The organism is Denitrovibrio acetiphilus DSM 12809, assembly GCF_000025725.1.
GTDB classification, from domain to species: Bacteria; Chrysiogenota; Deferribacteres; order Deferribacterales; family Geovibrionaceae; genus Denitrovibrio; species Denitrovibrio acetiphilus.
The window spans coordinates 1,664,909-1,684,521 of the sequence record NC_013943.1 but is presented as its reverse complement, the minus strand read 5'-3'; the positions used below and the strand labels follow the sequence as shown (position 1 = coordinate 1,684,521).

General features: G+C 43.5%; 18 protein-coding genes. 17 read left to right on the top strand and 1 reads right to left on the bottom strand.

Going from position 1 to position 19,613, the window contains the following annotated elements; genetic code table 11:
- The first annotated feature begins 4 nt into the window (after positions 1–4).
- From DACET_RS08095 to DACET_RS08030, 14 genes are all read left to right on the top strand, one after another.
- Complete coding sequence (locus DACET_RS08095; protein ID WP_013010894.1) at positions 5–766, top strand: outer membrane lipoprotein-sorting protein; 762 nt, start codon at positions 5–7, stop codon at positions 764–766.
- A gap of 2 nt (positions 767–768) precedes the next feature.
- Complete coding sequence (locus tag DACET_RS08090) at positions 769–1,986, top strand: hypothetical protein (protein ID WP_013010893.1); 1,218 nt, start codon at positions 769–771, stop codon at positions 1,984–1,986.
- A gap of 101 nt (positions 1,987–2,087) precedes the next feature.
- On the top strand, positions 2,088–2,849 hold the full coding sequence (locus tag DACET_RS08085; protein WP_013010892.1) for a DUF3450 domain-containing protein: 762 nt from the start codon (positions 2,088–2,090) through the stop codon (positions 2,847–2,849).
- Positions 2,839–4,218 carry a DUF3450 family protein gene (locus DACET_RS08080; RefSeq protein ID WP_013010891.1) on the top strand — a complete coding sequence of 460 codons (1,380 nt, stop codon included), beginning with the start codon at positions 2,839–2,841 and terminating at the stop codon, positions 4,216–4,218. Before DACET_RS08085 ends, DACET_RS08080 begins: the two co-directional genes overlap by 11 nt.
- Positions 4,218–4,814, top strand: a complete 597-nt coding sequence (locus tag DACET_RS08075) for a MotA/TolQ/ExbB proton channel family protein (protein WP_013010890.1) — start codon at positions 4,218–4,220, stop codon at positions 4,812–4,814. The genes DACET_RS08080 and DACET_RS08075 overlap by 1 nt, the downstream gene beginning before the upstream one ends.
- Complete coding sequence (locus DACET_RS08070; protein ID WP_013010889.1) at positions 4,811–5,221, top strand: ExbD/TolR family protein; 411 nt, start codon at positions 4,811–4,813, stop codon at positions 5,219–5,221. Before DACET_RS08075 ends, DACET_RS08070 begins: the two co-directional genes overlap by 4 nt.
- Positions 5,221–5,895, top strand: coding sequence for an energy transducer TonB (locus DACET_RS08065; protein WP_013010888.1), 675 nt, complete (start codon positions 5,221–5,223; stop codon positions 5,893–5,895). Before DACET_RS08070 ends, DACET_RS08065 begins: the two co-directional genes overlap by 1 nt.
- Positions 5,896–5,897: 2 nt before the next feature.
- Positions 5,898–7,031 carry a tetratricopeptide repeat protein gene (locus tag DACET_RS08060; protein ID WP_013010887.1) on the top strand — a complete coding sequence of 378 codons (1,134 nt, stop codon included), beginning with the start codon at positions 5,898–5,900 and terminating at the stop codon, positions 7,029–7,031.
- 19 nt (positions 7,032–7,050) lie between these two features.
- On the top strand, positions 7,051–7,200 hold the full coding sequence (locus DACET_RS08055) for a hemin uptake protein HemP (protein ID WP_013010886.1): 150 nt from the start codon (positions 7,051–7,053) through the stop codon (positions 7,198–7,200).
- A gap of 95 nt (positions 7,201–7,295) precedes the next feature.
- A complete protein-coding gene (locus DACET_RS08050) occupies positions 7,296–9,449 on the top strand; it encodes a TonB-dependent receptor (RefSeq protein ID WP_211204074.1) in 2,154 nt (717 codons plus the stop codon).
- A 6-nt stretch (positions 9,450–9,455) separates the two neighbouring features.
- The gene (locus DACET_RS08045; RefSeq protein ID WP_013010884.1) at positions 9,456–11,252 is read left to right on the top strand and encodes an ABC transporter ATP-binding protein; all 1,797 of its coding nucleotides are present in this window, start codon (positions 9,456–9,458) and stop codon (positions 11,250–11,252) included.
- Positions 11,239–13,020 carry an ABC transporter ATP-binding protein gene (locus tag DACET_RS08040; RefSeq protein ID WP_013010883.1) on the top strand — a complete coding sequence of 594 codons (1,782 nt, stop codon included), beginning with the start codon at positions 11,239–11,241 and terminating at the stop codon, positions 13,018–13,020. The genes DACET_RS08045 and DACET_RS08040 overlap by 14 nt, the downstream gene beginning before the upstream one ends.
- Complete coding sequence (locus tag DACET_RS08035) at positions 12,996–14,279, top strand: MFS transporter (protein ID WP_013010882.1); 1,284 nt, start codon at positions 12,996–12,998, stop codon at positions 14,277–14,279. The genes DACET_RS08040 and DACET_RS08035 overlap by 25 nt, the downstream gene beginning before the upstream one ends.
- A 16-nt stretch (positions 14,280–14,295) precedes the next feature.
- Entirely contained in the window at positions 14,296–15,486 is a 1,191-nt protein-coding gene (locus DACET_RS08030; RefSeq protein ID WP_013010881.1) for an MFS transporter, read from the top strand.
- Between the two features lie 584 nt (positions 15,487–16,070).
- On the opposite strand, the gene DACET_RS16660 is transcribed toward DACET_RS08030, so the two are convergent.
- Positions 16,071–16,202: a hypothetical protein gene (locus tag DACET_RS16660; protein WP_283804970.1), complete on the bottom strand. Its 132-nt coding sequence runs from the start codon at positions 16,200–16,202 to the stop codon at positions 16,071–16,073.
- Here DACET_RS16660 and DACET_RS08025 point away from each other — a divergent pair.
- The 3 genes from DACET_RS08025 (at position 16,150) to DACET_RS08020 (ending at position 19,613) form a co-directional block, all read left to right on the top strand.
- Entirely contained in the window at positions 16,150–17,232 is a 1,083-nt protein-coding gene (locus DACET_RS08025; RefSeq protein ID WP_347336489.1) for an MFS transporter, read from the top strand. The two genes, DACET_RS16660 and DACET_RS08025, sit on opposite strands and share 53 nt — an antisense overlap.
- Before the next feature lie 13 nt (positions 17,233–17,245).
- Positions 17,246–17,380, top strand: a complete 135-nt coding sequence (locus DACET_RS16755) for a helix-turn-helix domain-containing protein (RefSeq protein WP_083772381.1) — start codon at positions 17,246–17,248, stop codon at positions 17,378–17,380.
- A gap of 250 nt (positions 17,381–17,630) precedes the next feature.
- Complete coding sequence (locus DACET_RS08020; protein ID WP_013010879.1) at positions 17,631–19,613, top strand: TonB-dependent receptor plug domain-containing protein; 1,983 nt, start codon at positions 17,631–17,633, stop codon at positions 19,611–19,613.

The window sequence follows — 19,613 nt, the reverse complement described above, 5'->3', positions numbered from 1 at the left end:
ACGAATGAAAAAACTTTTAATAATACTTTTGGTGATGTCCGCTCTTCCGCTGATGGCAGAGGATATTACAGGGCGGGATATAATGCTGAAGGTTGATGATAACGATGCTTCAGAAACATCTGTAATGGACATTGCCATGGTTATAAAAAGAGGGAAGCAGCAGCTTATACGCAAGATGATCAATCACAGGAAAAAATATGGCGCAGATGAAAAAACACTTATTAAATTTGAACAGCCGGCGGATGTACGGAACACAATGTACCTTACATGGAGTTACGAAGATATAGAGCGAGAAGATGACATGTGGATGTATCTCCCTGCGGAAAGTCTCGTTCGCAGGATATCTGGCGGAGGTAAAAAAGGTGCTTTTATGCGTTCTGACTTTGCTAATGAAGATATACAGAAGCGTGAAGTTGATGATGACGTGCATAAGCTGTTGGGACGAAAAGATTTTGCCGGAGTCAGCTGTTATGTTGTGGAAAGCGAGCCTGTTAAGAAAAATGATACCAGCTACAGCAGAAGAGTTGTGTGGGTGCACCCAGAGATATTCCAGCAGTTGAAAACAGAATACTATGACAAAGGAGGCAGACTGCTGAAAGAAGCTACATACGGAGGCTTCGAAACTATCAGCGGCATTACTACTTATACAAAAGTTTTGATGGAAACACCAAGAGAAGAGACTCAGACATATCTTGAAAGGAGTGGTATCAGATATAACGAAGAGATACCTGATACTGTTTTTGAACAAAGTAACCTGAAGAGATAATCGTGCACAGAAAAGCACTCTCCATACTTATCTTCTTCACCTTTCTCCTGAAGGCATGGGCAGACCCTGTTGGCATTGATCCGCTGGCAGGGTTTGACATGGGTGCTGAGTTACTTTCAGCTTCTGATGACAGACATTACAAATTCGGCGGATATGTGGAATACACTGCTAAATATGCATGGGATTCAGGAGAATACCTGAATAACAGGGGGAAAGCTTTTGGTGAATATAATCATGAAATAGGAAAATACAAATTTTATGGTTCTGCATATGCCTCATACGACAATGCACCAGAGGAGTGGAATGGAACTGCTGCGAAAGCTGATGTGTATGAAGCATACCTTGGCTACGGCGGCGTGAGGTGGAACATTGATGCAGGGATGAAGATGCTTCGGTGGGGGGCGGGGGACGGCATAAACCCCATGGATCTTATAAATCCGAAAGATCACCTTAACCCTGTTGCGGGTGCGAGATCTGATGCACGGCTGCCTGTCCTGCTGCTGAACTCAGTCTATACGGCAGACAGGTTCATTGCAGAGGTGGTCATAATCCCGTCTGCTGCAGTAAATGAACTGCCGGAAGATGAAAGTCCCTGGGAATATTCATATCTGAGAGAATTACGAAGCTCATTTCAAATAACGAATGAAGATGAGCCGGATTCCCCAGAGGCAGCTTTCAGGCTTATTACCACAGCAAATGGGTGGGATTTTTCCATACTTTATTTTAACGGATACGCTGACGATGCCGTTTTCAGACAGAAGGACAATATGCTCGTTCCGGGGTACGAAAGGTTGACAGCATATGGTTTTAATTTTGCGAAAGGGCTCGAAAAGAGTACATGGAGGGGCGAGCTTGCCTATAAAAAGAGTGACATTTATGCGCATGATTACATTATTGGCGTCATGGGGTTTGACAGAAATTTCGATGACGAGGGGTACTTAAATATCCAGTTCTTTATAGATAACGCTGAAGAAGAGACGTACGGCGTGACCTATGAGGCTTATGATAAATACTTTCGCGGGGATATTAAGGCGGGTTTTCGTGGATTTCATTACCTGAACGATAAAAGCGGAACTTTCGAGACTTATTGCGAATATAAGTATGGTGATGCCGTCACATTTAATTTCGGAGCTATGGCTCTCTATGGTGAAAAGGACAGTGCCTACGGTCAGTTCAGGAACAACGATCACATCTATACTGAGATTAAATACAGTTTTTGAACATATGCGGGTATAAATTATCCGTTATCGGGTATTAAACATATTGTAAATATGTATAATGATTCTCATTATCAAAAAATGAAATATAAATAGGGAAGTTTATGAAACTGATAACTGTATTATTTTTAACAATTTTCGCGGTAACCGGGAGCTTTGCGGCAGAACTGACGAACCTTAATAAGACTTTCAAAAGTGAAGTTGATAAACAGTCAGAGCTGAACAGCAAGAATGTTAAATTTCAAGGTGAGAAAGCAGGAAATGAAGAAAAGATCAGGGAGATGAATAGTCAGAAGGTATGGCTGGAGAAACGTATAGAGCAATATGAAAGGTATATCGTTACTATCAGGGAAAATATCGAAGAACTTAAGCGGAAGAAAGATGAACTGGCTAAGATTGCCGAAGAGCTTGAGCCTTATCTTGATGAGACAGTGGACAGATTAAACGGCTTTGTTGCAGAGGACATACCATTTCTCGAGGAGGAGCGGCGTGCAAGGCTGAATATGCTCCGAACCTCTCTTGCTGATTATAAATTGTCAGCAGGTGAGAAGCTCAGGCGTGTGCTGGAGGCTCTTCAGGTTGAGTCAGAGTACGGCAAAAGTATTGAAAGCAGAGTAACGGAGCTGGAGATAGACGGCAGTATGCTCACCGCTGAGGTGATCCGGTTCGGCAGATTAGGTTATTACTATATGACACCGGATAAAAAGCGTTACGGGTATTACTCATATAACGAACAAAAATGGATTGATATGGAAGAAAAATATAAGTCTGAGCTGGTAAAAGCTGTTGAAATCGCAGACAGAAAGAGGGTGATGGAAGTTATCTATCTGCCTGTGTCTGCAAAAGGGGTGCAGAATGTCAAATAGCAGAATTCTTTTATTCGTTCTGATAGCGCTCCCTTCCTTCGTTTTCGCGCAGGGGACACCTGCGGAAAAGATGAAGGAGAATATAAAAGCTGTTCAAAGTGAAAATGTTCAGTTTTCGGAGAGGATTAATCAACAGCAGAAGGAATCAAAGGCGAGTCTTAAAAGTATAAAAGCAGAAGTGTCTATTCTGGAGAGGGAATACAAAGCGAAACGCAGTGAATTTGAAAAACTGCTGGATGTGGAGAATAAACTTTCAGAAGAGCTGACAAGCAGGCAGGATGAAATAAAAGCTTTGGAAGGGGCTGTGAGAGCCTCTGCAAAAGAAGCGGATGAGATGATTCATGCCAACCCCGTTACGGCAGCCAGACCCGAAAGGATTGCTGAGGTTCAGACTATGCTGGATGACGACAGGTTTCCGGGTATAGCAAACATAAGAAAACTTGTGGATATTTACTTTCACGAGATGTCGGCTTCAGGAGAAGTGGTTACCTATGAAGGGGATGTTATTGCTCCTGACGGAAGCATTGAAAGTGCTGAGATAATACGCTTGGGGCGGTTTGTTACTTATTTTAAAAATGACAACAGGTACGGGCTGCTGAAGCCCAACGAGCAGGGGGATAAACTGCTGGCATTAAGCGGTAAGCTCCCCTCATCTGCCGAGAACGCATTGAAGAAGGCGAAGGTGTTTCCGCTGGACTTTTCCGGCGGGCTTATGTTCAAGCAGTTCGAAGATGGCGGAGCATCCTTTTTATCCACAATCAAGGCTGGCGGGATTCTTGTTTATCCTATTCTTGGTGTGGGGCTTATTGCTCTTATTCTCATACTGGAGAGAGCTTTTGTACTCAGCCGGATAAAATCTACATCCGGTAAAAGGATGGACATGATAATGGAGTTCGCAGAAAGGAGCGACTGGGAGGGCTGTGATAAGTTTTGTGCAGAAAACTCTGCCTTTCCGACATGTAGAATACTTAAAAGCACAATGGGCTATATAGGTGAAACTCAGGAAGTTATAGAAAACGCCATGCAGGAAGCGATACTTCGTGAGCTGCCGAGGATGGAAAGGTTTCTGCCCACTCTGAACATACTAGCTGCCGTTGCGCCCCTTCTGGGGCTTTTGGGGACAGTTACGGGAATGATAAACACATTTAATATCCTCACAATCTTTGGTACAGGTGATCCCCGTATGATGTCAGGGGGGATATCCGAGGCTCTTGTTACAACACAGCTAGGGCTTGCCGTTGCAATTCCGGTTATGCTTTTCCACCATATGCTTGAGCGCAGGGTGGATAGGATACTTAATGACATAGAAGAGAAGGGGACACGTTTTGCTGTTGCCCTTCTTAAGAAAGACAGTACAAGGAGCTTCTGATGCTGTCTGAGACCTTTGAGAACACTATTCAGCATTTCCAGAGCGGTGGTATCGTTATGCCGGCTCTCCTGATTTCATCGCTGTTTATGTGGCTTCTGATATTTATGAAGGCATTTCAGTTCGTGCAGATAAGGAAGAGCGAAGTCAGCTTTGAGGAGTGCATGGAAGGTTTCAGAGCGGGTACGCACGTAGGTGCTGCATGGCAGAAGGATGTAATGCAGTTTGCGAGGGAGTCCATATTTCTGTCGGGGAAATACCGCAACAGGATGCTTAACAGCTATCTTAGCACTGTGACAAGCGGTATCTCTCAGCATGTGAATACTGTGTTGATACTGGCATCTGCCGCGCCTCTTTTCGGTCTTTTCGGGACAGTGTCAGGGATGATAGATACGTTTAACGTTATTTCATACTACGGAACAGGCAACCCGAGAGCGATGGCATCCGGGATTTCTGTAGCCCTTGTTACGACACAGGCAGGGCTGGTGGTTGCGGTGCCGGGGCTTGTTATGGGGAGTTTTCTGCGCAGGAGAGCTTCTGTTACTCAGGACAGAATACATCTCTTTGGGCATATGCTGATAAAGGAGCTGGAGAAATGAGAAACAGAAAATACAGTTCCCTGAGAAGAGGGCGTACCGTTGAGATAAATATGGCGCCCCTTATAGATATGATATTTATATTACTGATCTTTTTTATAGTAACAACAAGCTTTGTCAAGGAATCCGGTGTGGATGTCCAGAGACCAAAAGCAGCCAGTGCTGTTACACAGGAAAAGACAAATGTGATAATTGCTGTTACCAAAGAGGGGCAGATTTATATGGATGGAAGATTAACGGATATCCGCTCTGTCCGAGGTTTTATGGAAAGGTTTCTGGCAGAAACCCCAGAAGGGTCCGTTGTTATAACGGCAGATGAAAACAGCCGTACCGGAGAGGTTATACATGTTCTGGATGCCTGTCGTCTTGCAGGTGTGCAAAATATAAGCGTAGCAGCGAGAAAAGAGTAATGAAAAAGCATTTGAATGGCAGCATAACCCTGTTTTCCGCAGTAGTGCTGGCTGTGCTGATAAATCTACTGATTTTCATAGGAATCCCTTTTCTGTCCGCTGCAACGGCTGGGAAGCCCGGCGATATAATTGATAGTTTTGTCAGTTTCAGCATGGAAAAGCCAATGAAAAGACAGGATGAAGAGATAGAGAAAAAGAGGGAAGAAGAGAAGAAGCCTGAAAAACTGCCGGAGATGAACCTGAAACATACCGCTCATAAACTGACAAGACCTAAGCTGGATGTTTCACTCCCTGATCTGTCGTTTGATATAAATGCCAGTCTTTCAGACGGGGTTGCTGTCAGTGTACCGGCGGGCGGCGGGTCTTTTGCCGGAGGGGTGAAGCTGAATTTCGATATAGGAGAGGTTGATACACCGCCTTCTATTGTTTACAAGACTGACCCCGTATATCCATTTACGGCAAAGAGGAGACAGGTCACCGGAAAAGTCATTTTGAAATTTCTGGTGAAAAGTTCAGGAGAGGTCAGTGATATGCAGATCGTTTCTTCTGAGCCTGAAGGCGTCTTTGACGAAGCAGTGAGGAACGCAATAGCTCGCTGGAGGTTCAAACCGGGGATATATGACGGTAAACCTGTGAATACATGGGTGGTAGCACCTTTTGAGTTCAGGATGTAGTTATGAAATATATTATTGTTTTTTTTATGATGTTCTGGAGTGTTTACGCTTTAGCTGAAGAAAAGCTCCCTGTGAAGCTCGCAAAAGTTTTGTATGAGGCACAACAGATGATGCGGGCGGATAAGTATGCGGAAGCGATACTTAAGCTGGAAGACTACAGGTTGGCAAATTCCGAAGATGCAGGTCTTTATTATCTTGTACTGGGGAACGCTTACTATAAAGACGGGAGGGTACGTGATGCCTATACAGCATTTTCAGCAGGCTTAAGCAGATATAGTGAGAATGAAGATCTGTGCAGAAACTCTGCTGTGGCGGCATATGAGCTGAAAAATTACTCTGCTGCTCATGAATACTTTTATCGTTTATATAGAATGACAGTGAATCCTGAGCACCTTTTCCGTGCCGCAGTCTCTTTGTATCTCATTGAGGATATGCAGGGAGCCGACAGGCTGCTGGAAGAGCTGATGACAAAGAATAAAGAACCGGAAACCGAATGGGTTAAACTCGCTGTTACGGTGAAAATGGAGATGAAACGATGGCGTTCAGCATCTGTGCTGCTGAGAGATTATCTTGAAAAGTTTCCACAAGACGCAAAAATGTGGCGGGTGACGGCACAGGTCTACCTTAATATGGAGCAGTTCAGTAATGCCGCCTCGGCTATTGAAACAGCTTACAGTATAGAATCTCCGAAGCGGGGTGATATTATGAATCTCGCAGACATATACAGCTATGCAGGTGCGCCTGTCAGAGCAGCGGAAACCCTTGCGAAAATAAGCAGAACAGAGGAAGAGCTGATACATCTGGCAGAACATTATGCGATTGGCGGGGATTATTTAAATGCTGTCAGGATAACTGATGGTCTTATTGAGTCAGGCAAAAACAGAGATAAGTATTATAAACTGAAAGGGAAGTATTTGTATCAGGCAGGAGAGTACAGCAGAGCATTGGAAACTCTTAAAAATTCCGAACAGAGGGACGGTGATTCCCTTATGCTTCTGGCTGTATGTGCATGGCATGTAAACGATCTGAATACAGTTAAGACGGCATACGAAAAGGCACTGACAATACCTGCTTTCCGGAAAACTGCTCAAAGCGGACTTAATGCCGTAAACAGTCTTATGGCTGATGCTAACTGATGGGGTAGGGAGACATAAAATGAAGAAAAACTTTGACACAGATAAGCAGACAAAGATCATAAACAGTAAAGCTCTGCTGGAAAACAGGTCACTGGTATACATCGAACATGAAGGACAGATGTATACATTACGTATGACGAAAGAGAGGAAACTTCTTCTCACCAAATAGAAACGAATAAGCCAGCCAAAGCACCAGCCTGTAGCCAGCTATAAAATATGGAGGACTCACAGATGAATATTGGTGCATTAAGCAGATCTAGCTTTTTGTTGATAATTTTACTCGTACCTTTCACCATTTTTGCCCAGGAGGGGAAAGAAGGCTTAGGGGTGGCGGAAGCGGAGAAAGTGCAGACACTTCAGTCTACGACAGTGACTGCCAGAAAGGCGGAAGAGTCCGCAAAAGACGTTCCCTTCAGCCTGAGTGTGATAAGCGGAAACGAACTTGAAAACCGCAGACTTGCCAATCTGGAAGACGCTTTGCGGCAGACTCCGGGGATAGAAGTTGACACCTATGGCGGTTCTGATACGCGGAATATAAGAATAAGAGGGGTGGGTTCCCTCGAATCAGTTAGCATGGATGACACATCTGTTGTTATCAATGTAGATGGTGTACCTCAGGCTGTAGCATCAGCAACACTTAATATTATGGACATAGAGCGTGTTGAGATCCTGAAAGGTCCGCAAGGTACTCTGATGGGCAGAAACAGTGAAGCAGGTGCGATTAATATTATAACCAAGAAGCCTACCAGACATCTTGAAGGGTATCTTAAAGGAGAGTATGGGACAGAAAATACGTTTCTCACAGAAGGTGCTGTAAGCGGTCCTGTTTCCAAAACTGTAAGTATGCGTCTGGCTGCGAAGTATTCGGGCTATGACAATCAGGTCGAGTATTATAATTCTACTGAACCCATCACAGAACCTCGGAACTTTGCTGTCCGAGCTACACTGCTGTGGGAACCAACAGACAAAACTGATGTAACGTTTTCTATAGGTCATGAAGATATAGACAACATGACAGGAGCTGATATCCTTGCTCCGTATGATGACGAACAGAAAACTGATATTCCAAAAGACAGTTATGATACTGAGAAGAGTGTTGATAGATTTACTCTTATTTTCGAGCATGAATTCAGCGCTTTTGATTTTACTTCTGTTACCGGGTATGTTCACACCGATGCAAACCAGCAGCAGTATATCTATAACGGGATGATATATAGAGAATTTTATGGATTCGTACCCGAAGGGTCTATGACCAGAGAGCTAGAACAGAAGGCTTTTAGTCAGGAATTGCGCTTAAGCTCAAAGTCCGGAAGTGATATCTTCTGGGTTACCGGAGCAAACTATTACAGGTCTGAAAGAGACCTGAATAATGTTGATGCTTACGACACGTTTTACAGTATTGGTTGGTACAATGCTGATCTGTATAAAACTTTCGAAACCACAGACATTGGCGTTTTTGGTGAGGTTACATACCCTGTAACTGATAAACTGAAACTTACCGGCGGTTTGCGTTATACGTGGGATAAAAAGGAGTATGATACAGACTGGACGGCTAATCCATCAAACCCCAGCACAATCAGAACAGCCTCTGATTCTGATGAAATGTCTGAATCCTATGGAACAGGGAGAGTTTCTGTAAGCTATGCTGTGCGTGAGGATACGAATGTTTATCTTACTTATGCCAGAGGGCATAAGGCAAAAGGATATAACGACTGGGGAAACGCGTTTATAAACGGATACGATAACGATCTTATATATGACGAAGCTGAAATAGATAGTTTTGAACTGGGGGCAAAGTTTGAAGCTCCGAATGGTAAATCAGGCTTAAACGTTGCATTCTTTTATAACGATATAAAAGATGACCATGTGATGGTATGGAACCACATGGATAGAGTATCTGACGTGGAGAATTTTGATACAGAGAGCAAAGGTGCAGAGTTCAGCGGTTTTGTTAAACCGGGGGGCGGGTTCACCATCACAGCAGGTTTTGGCTACACCGATGCAGAGATCAAAACTGTGCCGGGCGGCTCAACCTCAGGTGCGAAGGAAGGAAACAGTATTCCAAACTCTCCCGAGTGGAACGCAACAGTTTCGATTGCTCACAGTCTTTCGCTGAAGCCTTTCTGGGGATTTAAAGCACCTGCTCTTGTTACTACTGTGACAAACAGGTATATCGGCAGCAGAGAAGGGGATCCTGCAAACACATTTGAACTTGACTCTTATAACAAACTTGATTTCCGCATAGGAGTAATGAGTGAAAACTTAGAAGTCTATGTGTGGGGTGATAACATATTGGATAAAGTTTATGACCTCTATGGCTGGAACTACGGAGCATCTATGGTGGATGGCGCGGATGTTATCGTTGGCATGCCTTCCAGAGGGCGTATCCTTGGCGTTGGCGCCGCATATTATTTCTGATGCAAAATGAAAAAGAATAATACTATGAAACAGGGGCTGTGGAGCATCATGGCTCCTGTTATGTTTGAAATCAAAGCAGGTATAACACTTGCTGGTCTCAGCGCATTTTCTGCTGTAGGAGCCATGCTTTTTATGGCACTGGCTGTTGGTGCGCTGGTAAACGGCGGTGAGACAGAGTTTATCGGTTTTAGGTTCGGAGTGTGGGAATCAGTATGGTTAACCATACTGCTGACAGCAATCGCTTTTATTTTCAGAACCTATGCTTTTAAAGTTTCGCACAACGGTGCTTTTGCTCTGGAAGAGATCCTTCGTACCAGAATAGCCGGTCATTTAGCAAAGGTTCCTATGGGGTATATTTTAACAACAGGGTCGGGTGCGTTGAAAAAGGTTATGGTGGATGATGTGATGAGTCTGCATGCGTTCGTAGCGGACAGCACTCCTTTCATAGGACGCACGATAGCTGCGCCCGTAGCGTCTATGGCGTTGATGTTTATAATTGACTGGCGGCTAGCTCTTGTCAGTACGATTGTACTGGTTATCGGTTTCACTGTGATGGGGTTTGTAATGCGTGATGCCGCATCATACCGAAAAAAATATGAAGAAGGGCAGGAGATGATAAATTCTGCCGTCATAGAGTTCGTTCAGGCAATGCCTGTGGTACGAACATTTGACGATGGTAAAAGCTCTTTTATGAGATATCAGACCGCTTTGGATATTTATAAGAAAGGGCTGAAAGAGTGGATAAATGCCACGGGCATTCCTGCAAGGATAGGTCTGCTCATACTCAGCCCCATTCCTACTTTGCTGGCTGTAACCGCTGCGGGTATATATTTCAAATCGGCAGGAACTTTGTCGTTCTCTGCATTTGTAGCGGCACTTATGATGAGTACAGGTATGGCTGATGCTATGATGCCCTTAATGTGGCTGAATAATTTTATAAAAAAATCTCAGGCGGGGGCTTTCAGAATAAATGAAGTACTCAATTCTCCCGTTCTGTCTGTCAGTGAAACCCCAAAAGAACCACAGGATTCATCTGTTGTGTTTGAAAATGTATTTTTCAGATACAGCAGCAGAAAAGAGTATGCTCTGCGTGATGTGAGTTTTGAAGTTCCAAAAGGGACAGTGACGGCTGTTGTCGGACCTTCAGGAGCAGGCAAGAGCACTGTGGCAAAGCTGATCCCAAGGTTTTGGGACGTTGAGAGCGGTTGTATTAAAGTCGGTGGTATTGATGTCCGGAATATCAGCCCTGAAAAACTTATGGAGCATGTTTCTTTTGTTTTTCAGGATACTTTTCTGTTTCACGACTCGCTTTCTGACAACATCAGAATGGCAAAGCCTGACGCAACCCACGAAGAGATTATAAAAGCTGCAAAAGCTGCATGTATACATGATTTTATAATGACTCTGCCTGATGGATACAGCACAAAAGCGGGTGACAGAGGAGCCAGGCTGTCCGGAGGACAGAAACAGCGGATAACCATTGCCAGAGCGATACTCCGGGATGCGCCGGTTATAGTGCTGGATGAAGCAACAGCGTTTGCTGACCCTGAAAACGAAGAAGAGATAATCAGAGCCATTGCGAATCTCACCAAAAATAAAACCGTGATAGTCATCGCTCACAGACTTTCAACCATCAGAGATGTTGATCAGATAATTGTGATGGATGGGGGCTGTGTTGTCGAAAGGGGACGTCATGAATATCTGAAAGATTCAGGCGGTATATATGCCCGTTTGTGGGGTAACTATGAGCAGGCGCAGTCTTGGGACATTAGTGTCAGAGAGAGGAAAGATGAAGCAAGTTAATAATAAAGTTCTTAACCTCAGGGAATCATACCAGATGTCTCTGGAAATTTCTGATGACAGGAGCGCAGGTTTTAAAAAAATGTGTATCTTGTTTATCATTGCCTATATAGCACAGGGGGTATCCTTTACATGTTTCTTCCCTGTTCTTGTATACAGTTTCGGTGAGAATGCAGACCCTTCAAAGGCATTTTTCTGGCTCGGGGTGATGGCATCCCTTGCTTTTGTCGATTCTCTGCTTCGCTGGTTTGCGTACAGGCATGATTATCATGGTCACATAGTGGACATTACAAACAGCCTCCGTGTAAAGCTTGGGAAGAAGCTGCGCACTATGCCTCTTGAAATACTTTATAGCAGGAGGACAGGTGAACTGAATTCTGTTCTGGCAAACAATGTTGAAGAGTCTGTTATGCATATGGGAGTTCTTGCCGGTCAGATATTACAGACATTTTTTATCCCTTTCGGTGTGCTTGTCGTGACGGTATTCATCGATTGGCGTCTGGCGGGGGCACTGCTCCTTATACTTCCTATGGCGATCCCTGTCTATAAATGGCGAAGGCGGCTTTCTCAACAGGAAAAACAGGATGTTGCCGACGCTCACGCTGAAGTTGGCAGTGACATAGTTGAATATATACAGGGAGTTCATGTCCTTCGTGCTTTGAATATGACAGGAGAGAAAGCACAATCTTTGCAGACTTCCCTTAAAAAGCTTAAAAACATACAGAAAGAAGCGTCAACCATGACAGTTCTCCCGTCTCTGGTTATGGCTGCTGTGGTTGAAATCGGTCTTCTGGTGGTTCTGGTATTAGGAGCTTATCTGATAAAAGGCGGCTCGCTGACTATTCCGGTTATGGCTGCACTTCTTGTGGCTGTTTCACGCCTTACCGAGCCTTTATCCCTGTTTGTTCATATTGCAACAATGTTTGACATAATGGGGGCGGGATTTGGCAGGATAAAGGAGCTGATGGGAGAGAAAGAGCTTGATATAGAAGGGCAAGGAGAGATGCCTGACAGTTTTGAAATAGAATTTGAAGGTGTTGACTTTCTATATAAGGATACAGAAATGAAAGCCCTTGATAATGTCAGCCTTAAAATGGAGAAAAATTCCATGACTGCTCTTGTGGGACCTTCCGGTTCGGGTAAAACAACAATAGCTAAAATGATAATGAGATATGCAGACCCTGCAAAAGGGAGCATTAAAATAGGCGGTAAAGATATACGAAGCTTTCAGCCGGATGACCTGATGAAGATGCTGTCTGTTGTATTTCAGGATGTATATCTTTTTGATGACACAATACTAAATAACATCAGAATGGGACGCCCGGACGCAACAGACGAAGAGGTTATGACGGCTGCCCGCAGTGCATATTGCCACGAGTTTATTCAGCGTCTGCCTGACGGGTACGGAACAAAAGCAGGAGATATTGGCGGGAGTCTTTCAGGCGGGGAGAAACAGCGCATTAGCATTGCCCGCGCCATACTGAAAGATGCCCCGATAGTTATACTGGATGAGCCTACAGCAGCTCTGGATACTGAAAGTGAGCTTGCTGTTCAGAGGGCTATTGATGCTCTTGTATATGACAGAACTGTTATAGTAATAGCTCACAGACTATCCACCATTGCCGGAGCTGACAGTATTATTGTTATGGATGAAGGCAGGGTTCGAGAATCCGGCTGTCATAGTGACCTGCTGAAGCTTAATGGCAAATATAAGGCGATGTGGGAATCTCAAAAGAGGGTGCAGGAATGGCAGATTCATGTAAGTGCATAAACAGAGCGCCTGCAAAAGTTAAGTCGAGAGAGCTTTTTATGCTTTTTTCGCTTTTTGTGGTGCAGTTTCTCGGTTTCAGCTTTTTGCTGGAGGGTCTGATCGTTATATTCAGAAAGAATGGTCTGCCCCTTGAGAAGATTGGCTTTGTTTACCTGCTGGGGATATTTATGGTTTTTAAATTTCTCTGGGCTCCTTTTATAGACAGAGTTCGGCTTTTCAAAGGTGTGGGGCATCTTAAAGGGTGGCTGGTTTCTATTCAGTTTCTTCTCTTTGGTGTTTTAGTACTGATTGGCATGTGTGATGTCACCGAGCATATTACTGTGATAATCGCTTTGAGCATGGTTGTTGGTTTTCTGGCTGCAACACACGACGTCGCACTGGACGCACTTGTTTACAGGTTAGTCGGAGAGAGTAACAGAGGCGTCGGAAACGGAATAAAAATAGCAGGCGGTATGATGGGATACATGCTGGGGGGCGGTTTGGCTCTTGTTCTGTATGGGCTTCTGGGGTGGTCCGGGAGTTTTATTTTTATGTGTACACTCTCTGTTCTGGCTATTGGGCAGCTTCTTTTTTTCAAAGAGGGGGAGCATGTATCTTATGGGAAAGAAAAGATTCCTTATCACAGAATAATTCTACGTTTCTGGAGTGGCAGAGGGAAGATGCGCTGGCTCAGGCTTATGACAATATACCCTATGGGCGTGTCTCTTTCGTATTTTCTGATAGGTCCTATAATGGTTGATGTCGGGTGGTCTGTTGAGAAGATAGGATTTATTGTAAATGTCTTAGGAGCTGCCGTCGGTGCTGCCACTGCTTATATTTGTGGTCGTATGATAAACAGATTAGGCCGCAAGAGAATGCTGGTGGTGTTGGCTTTTATGCAGTCACTATGTATTCTTATGCTCTTGCTGCCTGTTTTTGGGTATAGCGGTTTCTGGGCAAGTCTTGCAATAGGTTCTATGCTGCTGATCTATGCTCCGTCGTCAACTGTTCTGTCAACTATTATGATGGATATGTGTTCTGAAGAAACTCCGGCAACTGATTTCGCCATGCAGCATAGCCTGACTTTTCTGGTAGGGATTATCAGCGGTATTATGGGGACTATACTGGCTGGTTTTTTCGGATACAGCCTGATACTTATTTCTGCGTCGTTATGTTCTCTGGCAGGGGTATATCTTTCTGTAAGGTTCTATAGCGCTGCAGACACGTCTGATGAAACATCCGCTGCCGGAATGATGGCTTCTGAAAGCTTAAACATATGATAAACAGGTGAAAGAAATGAAAGAAATTAAACCTTTGATGATTGCTAATATTTTATGTATTTCCGCTTTGATGGCATTTCTGTCTGTGGTTGGCCCTCTTATCAGAGAGCTTGGTCTTCAGGAATGGCATGCAGGTCTTACTGTCGCTGTTGCAGGTGTTATCTGGATAGTTACAGCACGGGCGTGGGGTAAGCGAAGCGACAGAACCGGAAGACGCATTATTCTGCTTGCCGGCACTCTGGGATTTACCGCCTCTTATATGGCTCTTGCCGCTTTTGTAGATTTCGCGCTTGTGTCGCCTCCGGCAGTTGTAGTTACACTATTTATACTGATTTTTACACGGGGGATGATAGGGTTGTTTTACTCCGCTGTTCCTCCTGTTTCTGCGGCATATATAGCTGATAAAGTAGAACCTGTTGAGAGAGCTTCATATATGGCTAAACTTGGTGCATCAACAGGTATGGGGATGATCTTCGGACCTGCTTTCGGAGGGATGCTGGCTGTTTATGGTCTTGCGGTACCTCTGTATGTTGCGGCATTATTACCACTTATAGCATTTATGGTGCTTTATTTTAAACTGCCTGAATCAAAACAGGAGCACACAGAGCAGGATGGAAAAGTAAAAATGGTGGATCCTCGTCTGAGGCTGCCCATGTCTGCTGCTTTTCTTACCATGTATAGTGTAGTTACGTCGCAGGTTTGTCTTGGTTTTTTTGTGATGGACGGTCTTGGACTGGGAGTTATAGAAAGTTCAAAGGTTACGGGGTATACCCTTTCATCTATAGGTATTACATTTGTTGCCAGCCAGATAGCTGTTTCACGGTTCAGGTCGGTTATGCCCTCTTTATGGTTGAGAATAGGTGCTGTTACAGCAGGGATAGGGATGGCGGTTGTATCTGTTATGGACTCGCAGCTTGTGCTAATATTCGGCTTTTGTGTGGCGTCTTTGGGAATGGGGATGATATTTCCAGCCTTTCAGGCTCTGGCGGCTAATTCTGTTGAATCACACGAACAGGGGATGGCAGCAGGGACTGTTTCCGCCGCTCAGGGTATAGGTATGATAGCCGGTCCCCTTGTGAGCACCGCTTTATATGGGTTGGATCCTGTTGTTCCTTTTGCTGCTGCTTCTTTAGCCTTTATATTTCTTTCTGTTGTTTCGCTGAGACACAAAGACAGGAACATTGTTCCTGAGCCTGCTGAAGTGTAGAAAAAACAACTAAATCTTTTGCGGTGCTGCACATATTGGTTTTTACCAGTGCATTTTTTGTGCATATGTGCGGCATCTGCCATATCTCAATGGCAGTAAATACACCCGCTGCCGGCAATGAGATGAATTTCTGATAGAAGAGTTATCTTCCTGTGCAACTGCGATTAAAGAAATACAAGCGAAACAGGAAAATACAAAAAATCAAATTTAACCTCATATTTTCTCCTTTATAGTTTTCAATACAATTTCACAGAGATACATAGTTAACAATGTTCAGATAGTGAGTTCTGAACCTGACCACATTTTTAAATGTTATGGTTTTTACGTATTTTATTGGTCGATAATTAGTTTGAGCGATTAATATTTTGTATAGCGGCATAACAAGAATGAGCTGTATGAATATTAAAATATTTAAGCTGCTAAGTTAACTTTTTTTGAAGCACAAAAACACTATTTATTGTATGATAAAAAGCTGTTCAGAAGTTCCCCTGAAACACAAATATTAATTTAGAAACTACTCTAACAATATGTATATTTTTTTCTCGTTTAAACAGGAGATGTATTATGAGTCGGAAACGTTTTGATTATTCATTAACAATTTTTATTATTATTTTCTTGGTAAGTATTGCAGCACCCGTCAATCTTTTTAAGGTTCCTCCGGTTATGTTTTTCATGATGTCATCTTTAAATCTTAGCATAGCGTCAGCAGGATTCATGATGTCTGTATTTGCTATCATGGGCATAGCTCTCGCTCTGCCTTCCGGATTTATAGTGCATGGTCTGGGGCTGAAGAGGTCAGGGATAGTGGCTCTTGGTGCCCTTATGATAGGGTCATTTATAGGATGGGCATCTGACAACTCTGCGCAGATGATCATAAGCCGTATTATCGAAGGTGTGGGAATGTGTCTAATTTCTGTTATTGCTCCGGCGGCTATTGCAGTCTGGTTTCCTCCTGAAAAACGCAGCATACCTATGGGGATATGGGCAACCTGGGTATCTGCCGGCAGCATCCTTATGTTTCTGATAGCTCCTGCCATGAATAGTTTTTGGGGCTGGAAATCAGTATGGGGGTTTAGCAGTCTTTATACTTTAGTTATGCTTTTTGTGTTCATTCTTTTTTTCCGTATGCCTGATACCCTCAATGAGAGTATAAATGAAGAACATGGGGGCGATGATGAGAGTTCTTTCCGTCCATACTCAAATACCAGCATATGGGTTCTGGCTGCTGTTTTTGTTATTTTTAATATAATGGTGATGGCAATATGTACATTTATGCCTTCATTCCTTGAGATTCAGCGTGATTTTACTCCTGAAAAGGCATCTGCGGTTACAAGTCTTTTTCTTGTTGCTTCTCTTATCATCAGTCCAGTCGCAGGTTATATTGCATACCGTATTAAATCATATAAGAAAGTAATTCTATGCGGCATATTTTTTGCCTCAATGGGAGTCGCACTTCCTTTTGTTGTTTCTGACAAAATGATCCCCTTCACACTTATACTTCTTGGTTCTTTTGCAGCAATGATAGCGCCAGCAGCTTTTTCAGCAGCAGCAGAAATAATGAAATATCCGTCACATGCAGGGGCGGGCATGTCTATTCTTGCTTTCGGTCAGTATATCGGTATGTGTGTCGGACCAGCTTTGTTTGGTGAGCTTATAGAACATGCCGGTTGGGTGACAGCGGCACTTATGCTTATTCCTATTATGCTGACTGGTTTTGTGCTTGTCTTTTTTATTAAAGTTAAATAGGGAAAATGGGCGGATGATTTTCCGCCCTTATGAAAAGATAGGGATAATAAACCTTTTAGTGACGGTTACCATTAATGTGGCTACCAGTGAAGCTACGAAACTGCTTGGTATCAGCAGGGCGACTCTCTATAGAAAGCTTAAAGATTGAATAGCGACTGTCTTTCTGTTTTGAATTTGCCCGATGCCGGGAGAAAATCCTAACCGCATCTTTTTCTATCGTTATTACTTGCTGAACATGTCGATTAGTTAGTTCTTTATCAATAATATACGTTTATAATAATACTGAGCACGCCTTTATTTTCATTTAGAATTAATTGACAATACTTTTACGTTTGAGTATAAAACAGATTATGCGTTATGTAATGAAATATATAACGAAAAACAGATGGAGAATGCAAATGTTAATGATAAGAAGTGTTTTTGTAATGTTCATCAGTATGATGATGCTCAATGTATCTTTTATCGCATCTGCTGATGAAGAAAGTGTCTATAAGCTTGGAGAGATCAGTGTGAGCACCGAACAGGCACAAACAAGCTCAGCTACAATTAATTCTAAACAGCTTTACAGGGAGCAGTTTGAAAAGGCAGGGATGAAGGATGTGACGGAAGCCCTCGGTATGATGCCCGGTATTTCTATCACCAGCGGAACCAGAAACGAAAAAAATATCTATGTCCGCGGTTATGATCAAAGGCATATTCCAATCTTTATGGATGGTATTCCCGTTTCGCTCCCGTATGACGGCTATGTTGATATGGGCAAGATAGGACTTTACAGCGTTGGGAAGATAGAGCTTCAGACCGGCGCTCCATCTGTTGATTTTGGTGCAAATGCGTTGGGAGGGGCTGTAAATATTGTCTCGAGAAAACCTGTTAAACCGTTTGAAGCGGAAATGGATCTCGAATACGGGAGAAACAATAGATTCAGCTCAGGTCTTTCGCTGGGGACTAAGCAGGAAAAGTTTTATATAGCATTTTCCGGTAATTACGAAGACTCTGACGGCTATATGCTTTCAGATAATTTTCACAAAACAGTGAAAGAGGATGGAGACGAGAGAGAGAACTCTGACTATCTGTCAAAAACAGCTAATTTTAAACTTGGTCTGACTCCCACTGACAAAACGGAAGTTAGTCTGGGGTACAACTACATCGCCAGCGAAAGGGGTATTCCTCACGGTGTTCTGGACTCTTCAAGGTACTGGCGTATGACCGATTGGGATAAGAAGACATACTATCTTATAGCGGACACAGCTTTTGACCACTTGAAGGTTAGGGCGAGAGTCTACCGTGATGAGTATTACAACGTTATTAACTCTTATGATGACGATACATACAGCACCCAGCTTTCCAGAAAGGCATGGGAGAGCACATATGACGATTATGCTATGGGAGCTGTTCTCGGCATGACAACAGATATAATTCCGGGAAATACAGTGTCTCTTACATTTCAATACAGAAGAGATCAGCACAAATCAAAAGGTGACTCCGGCGAACCGTGGTTGAAGTATGAGGCTGATACGGTTTATGCAGGTATCGAAGACGCTATTGTGCTTAACAACAAGCTTCTGCTGACCCTAGGGCTTGCCTATGACAGAAACGAACCTGTACATGCTGATAATGAAGACGGCACAGAAGGGGACGATCTCAGAGATTCTATACATACTTTCAGTCCGAAGGCTGAACTTCTCTATACATATTCAGACGAAACCCAGTTACACGCTTCTGTTGCTAAAACAACACGTTTTCCCTCTCTGAAAGATCTGTATTCTACTTATATAGACGGCGACTATGTTGAAAACCCCGATCTTGAAGAAGAGAAGGCCGTAAATTATGAAATTGGTGTTAAACAGGCTCTGAGCAGTTTTGTTACACTTCAGGCAAATGTCTTCTATTCTGAAATAAAAGACCTTATTACAGATGGGTCAGTAACTATTGACGGCACTGTTTATGACCAGAAACAAAATGCCGATAAAGCTACGTATAAAGGTTTTGAAGTTTTTCTGAACGGAACTTTTATGGATATCAACGACGTTACACTTGCCTACACATATCTTGATGCTAAAAATGAAAGCAGTGACAGAGATACAGACAAACTTGTTGACCGTCCGGAACACAGGCTTTTTCTCAATCATGTTCTGACACTCAATAAATTTTATGTTTCCTCCAACCTTACTCTTCAGACAAGCCAGTACGAAGAAAACAGAGGCGACTGGACAGAGATGGGCGGGATGTACCTTGTAGATACAAAAATAGGCTACAATGCGATGGAGCGTGTGACGGTTGAGGCTGGTATCGAAAACCTCTTCGACAGAGATTACTCATACTCTGAGGGATTTCCTCAGGAGGGGAGATACTGGTTTACAAGGCTTATGATAAAGATCTGA

What these genes read in the sequence shown, in the direction of transcription:
- DACET_RS08030 (WP_013010881.1), top strand. Translation starts at nt 14,296, where the DNA reads ATGAAAGAAATTAAACCTTTGATGATTGCTAATATTTTATGTATTTCC.
- DACET_RS08080 (WP_013010891.1), top strand. Translation starts at nt 2,839, where the DNA reads ATGTCAAATAGCAGAATTCTTTTATTCGTTCTGATAGCGCTCCCTTCC.
- DACET_RS16660 (WP_283804970.1), bottom strand. Translation starts at nt 16,202, where the DNA reads ATGAATCCTGCTGACGCTATGCTAAGATTTAAAGATGACATCATGAAA.
- DACET_RS08085 (WP_013010892.1), top strand. Translation starts at nt 2,088, where the DNA reads ATGAAACTGATAACTGTATTATTTTTAACAATTTTCGCGGTAACCGGG.
- DACET_RS08035 (WP_013010882.1), top strand. Translation starts at nt 12,996, where the DNA reads ATGGCAGATTCATGTAAGTGCATAAACAGAGCGCCTGCAAAAGTTAAG.
- DACET_RS08065 (WP_013010888.1), top strand. Translation starts at nt 5,221, where the DNA reads ATGAAAAAGCATTTGAATGGCAGCATAACCCTGTTTTCCGCAGTAGTG.
- DACET_RS08075 (WP_013010890.1), top strand. Translation starts at nt 4,218, where the DNA reads ATGCTGTCTGAGACCTTTGAGAACACTATTCAGCATTTCCAGAGCGGT.
- DACET_RS08060 (WP_013010887.1), top strand. Translation starts at nt 5,898, where the DNA reads ATGAAATATATTATTGTTTTTTTTATGATGTTCTGGAGTGTTTACGCT.
- DACET_RS08040 (WP_013010883.1), top strand. Translation starts at nt 11,239, where the DNA reads ATGAAGCAAGTTAATAATAAAGTTCTTAACCTCAGGGAATCATACCAG.
- DACET_RS16755 (WP_083772381.1), top strand. Translation starts at nt 17,246, where the DNA reads ATGATTTTCCGCCCTTATGAAAAGATAGGGATAATAAACCTTTTAGTG.
- DACET_RS08070 (WP_013010889.1), top strand. Translation starts at nt 4,811, where the DNA reads ATGAGAAACAGAAAATACAGTTCCCTGAGAAGAGGGCGTACCGTTGAG.
- DACET_RS08045 (WP_013010884.1), top strand. Translation starts at nt 9,456, where the DNA reads ATGAAAAAGAATAATACTATGAAACAGGGGCTGTGGAGCATCATGGCT.
- DACET_RS08055 (WP_013010886.1), top strand. Translation starts at nt 7,051, where the DNA reads ATGAAGAAAAACTTTGACACAGATAAGCAGACAAAGATCATAAACAGT.
- DACET_RS08095 (WP_013010894.1), top strand. Translation starts at nt 5, where the DNA reads ATGAAAAAACTTTTAATAATACTTTTGGTGATGTCCGCTCTTCCGCTG.
- DACET_RS08025 (WP_347336489.1), top strand. Translation starts at nt 16,150, where the DNA reads ATGTTTTTCATGATGTCATCTTTAAATCTTAGCATAGCGTCAGCAGGA.
- DACET_RS08020 (WP_013010879.1), top strand. Translation starts at nt 17,631, where the DNA reads ATGTTAATGATAAGAAGTGTTTTTGTAATGTTCATCAGTATGATGATG.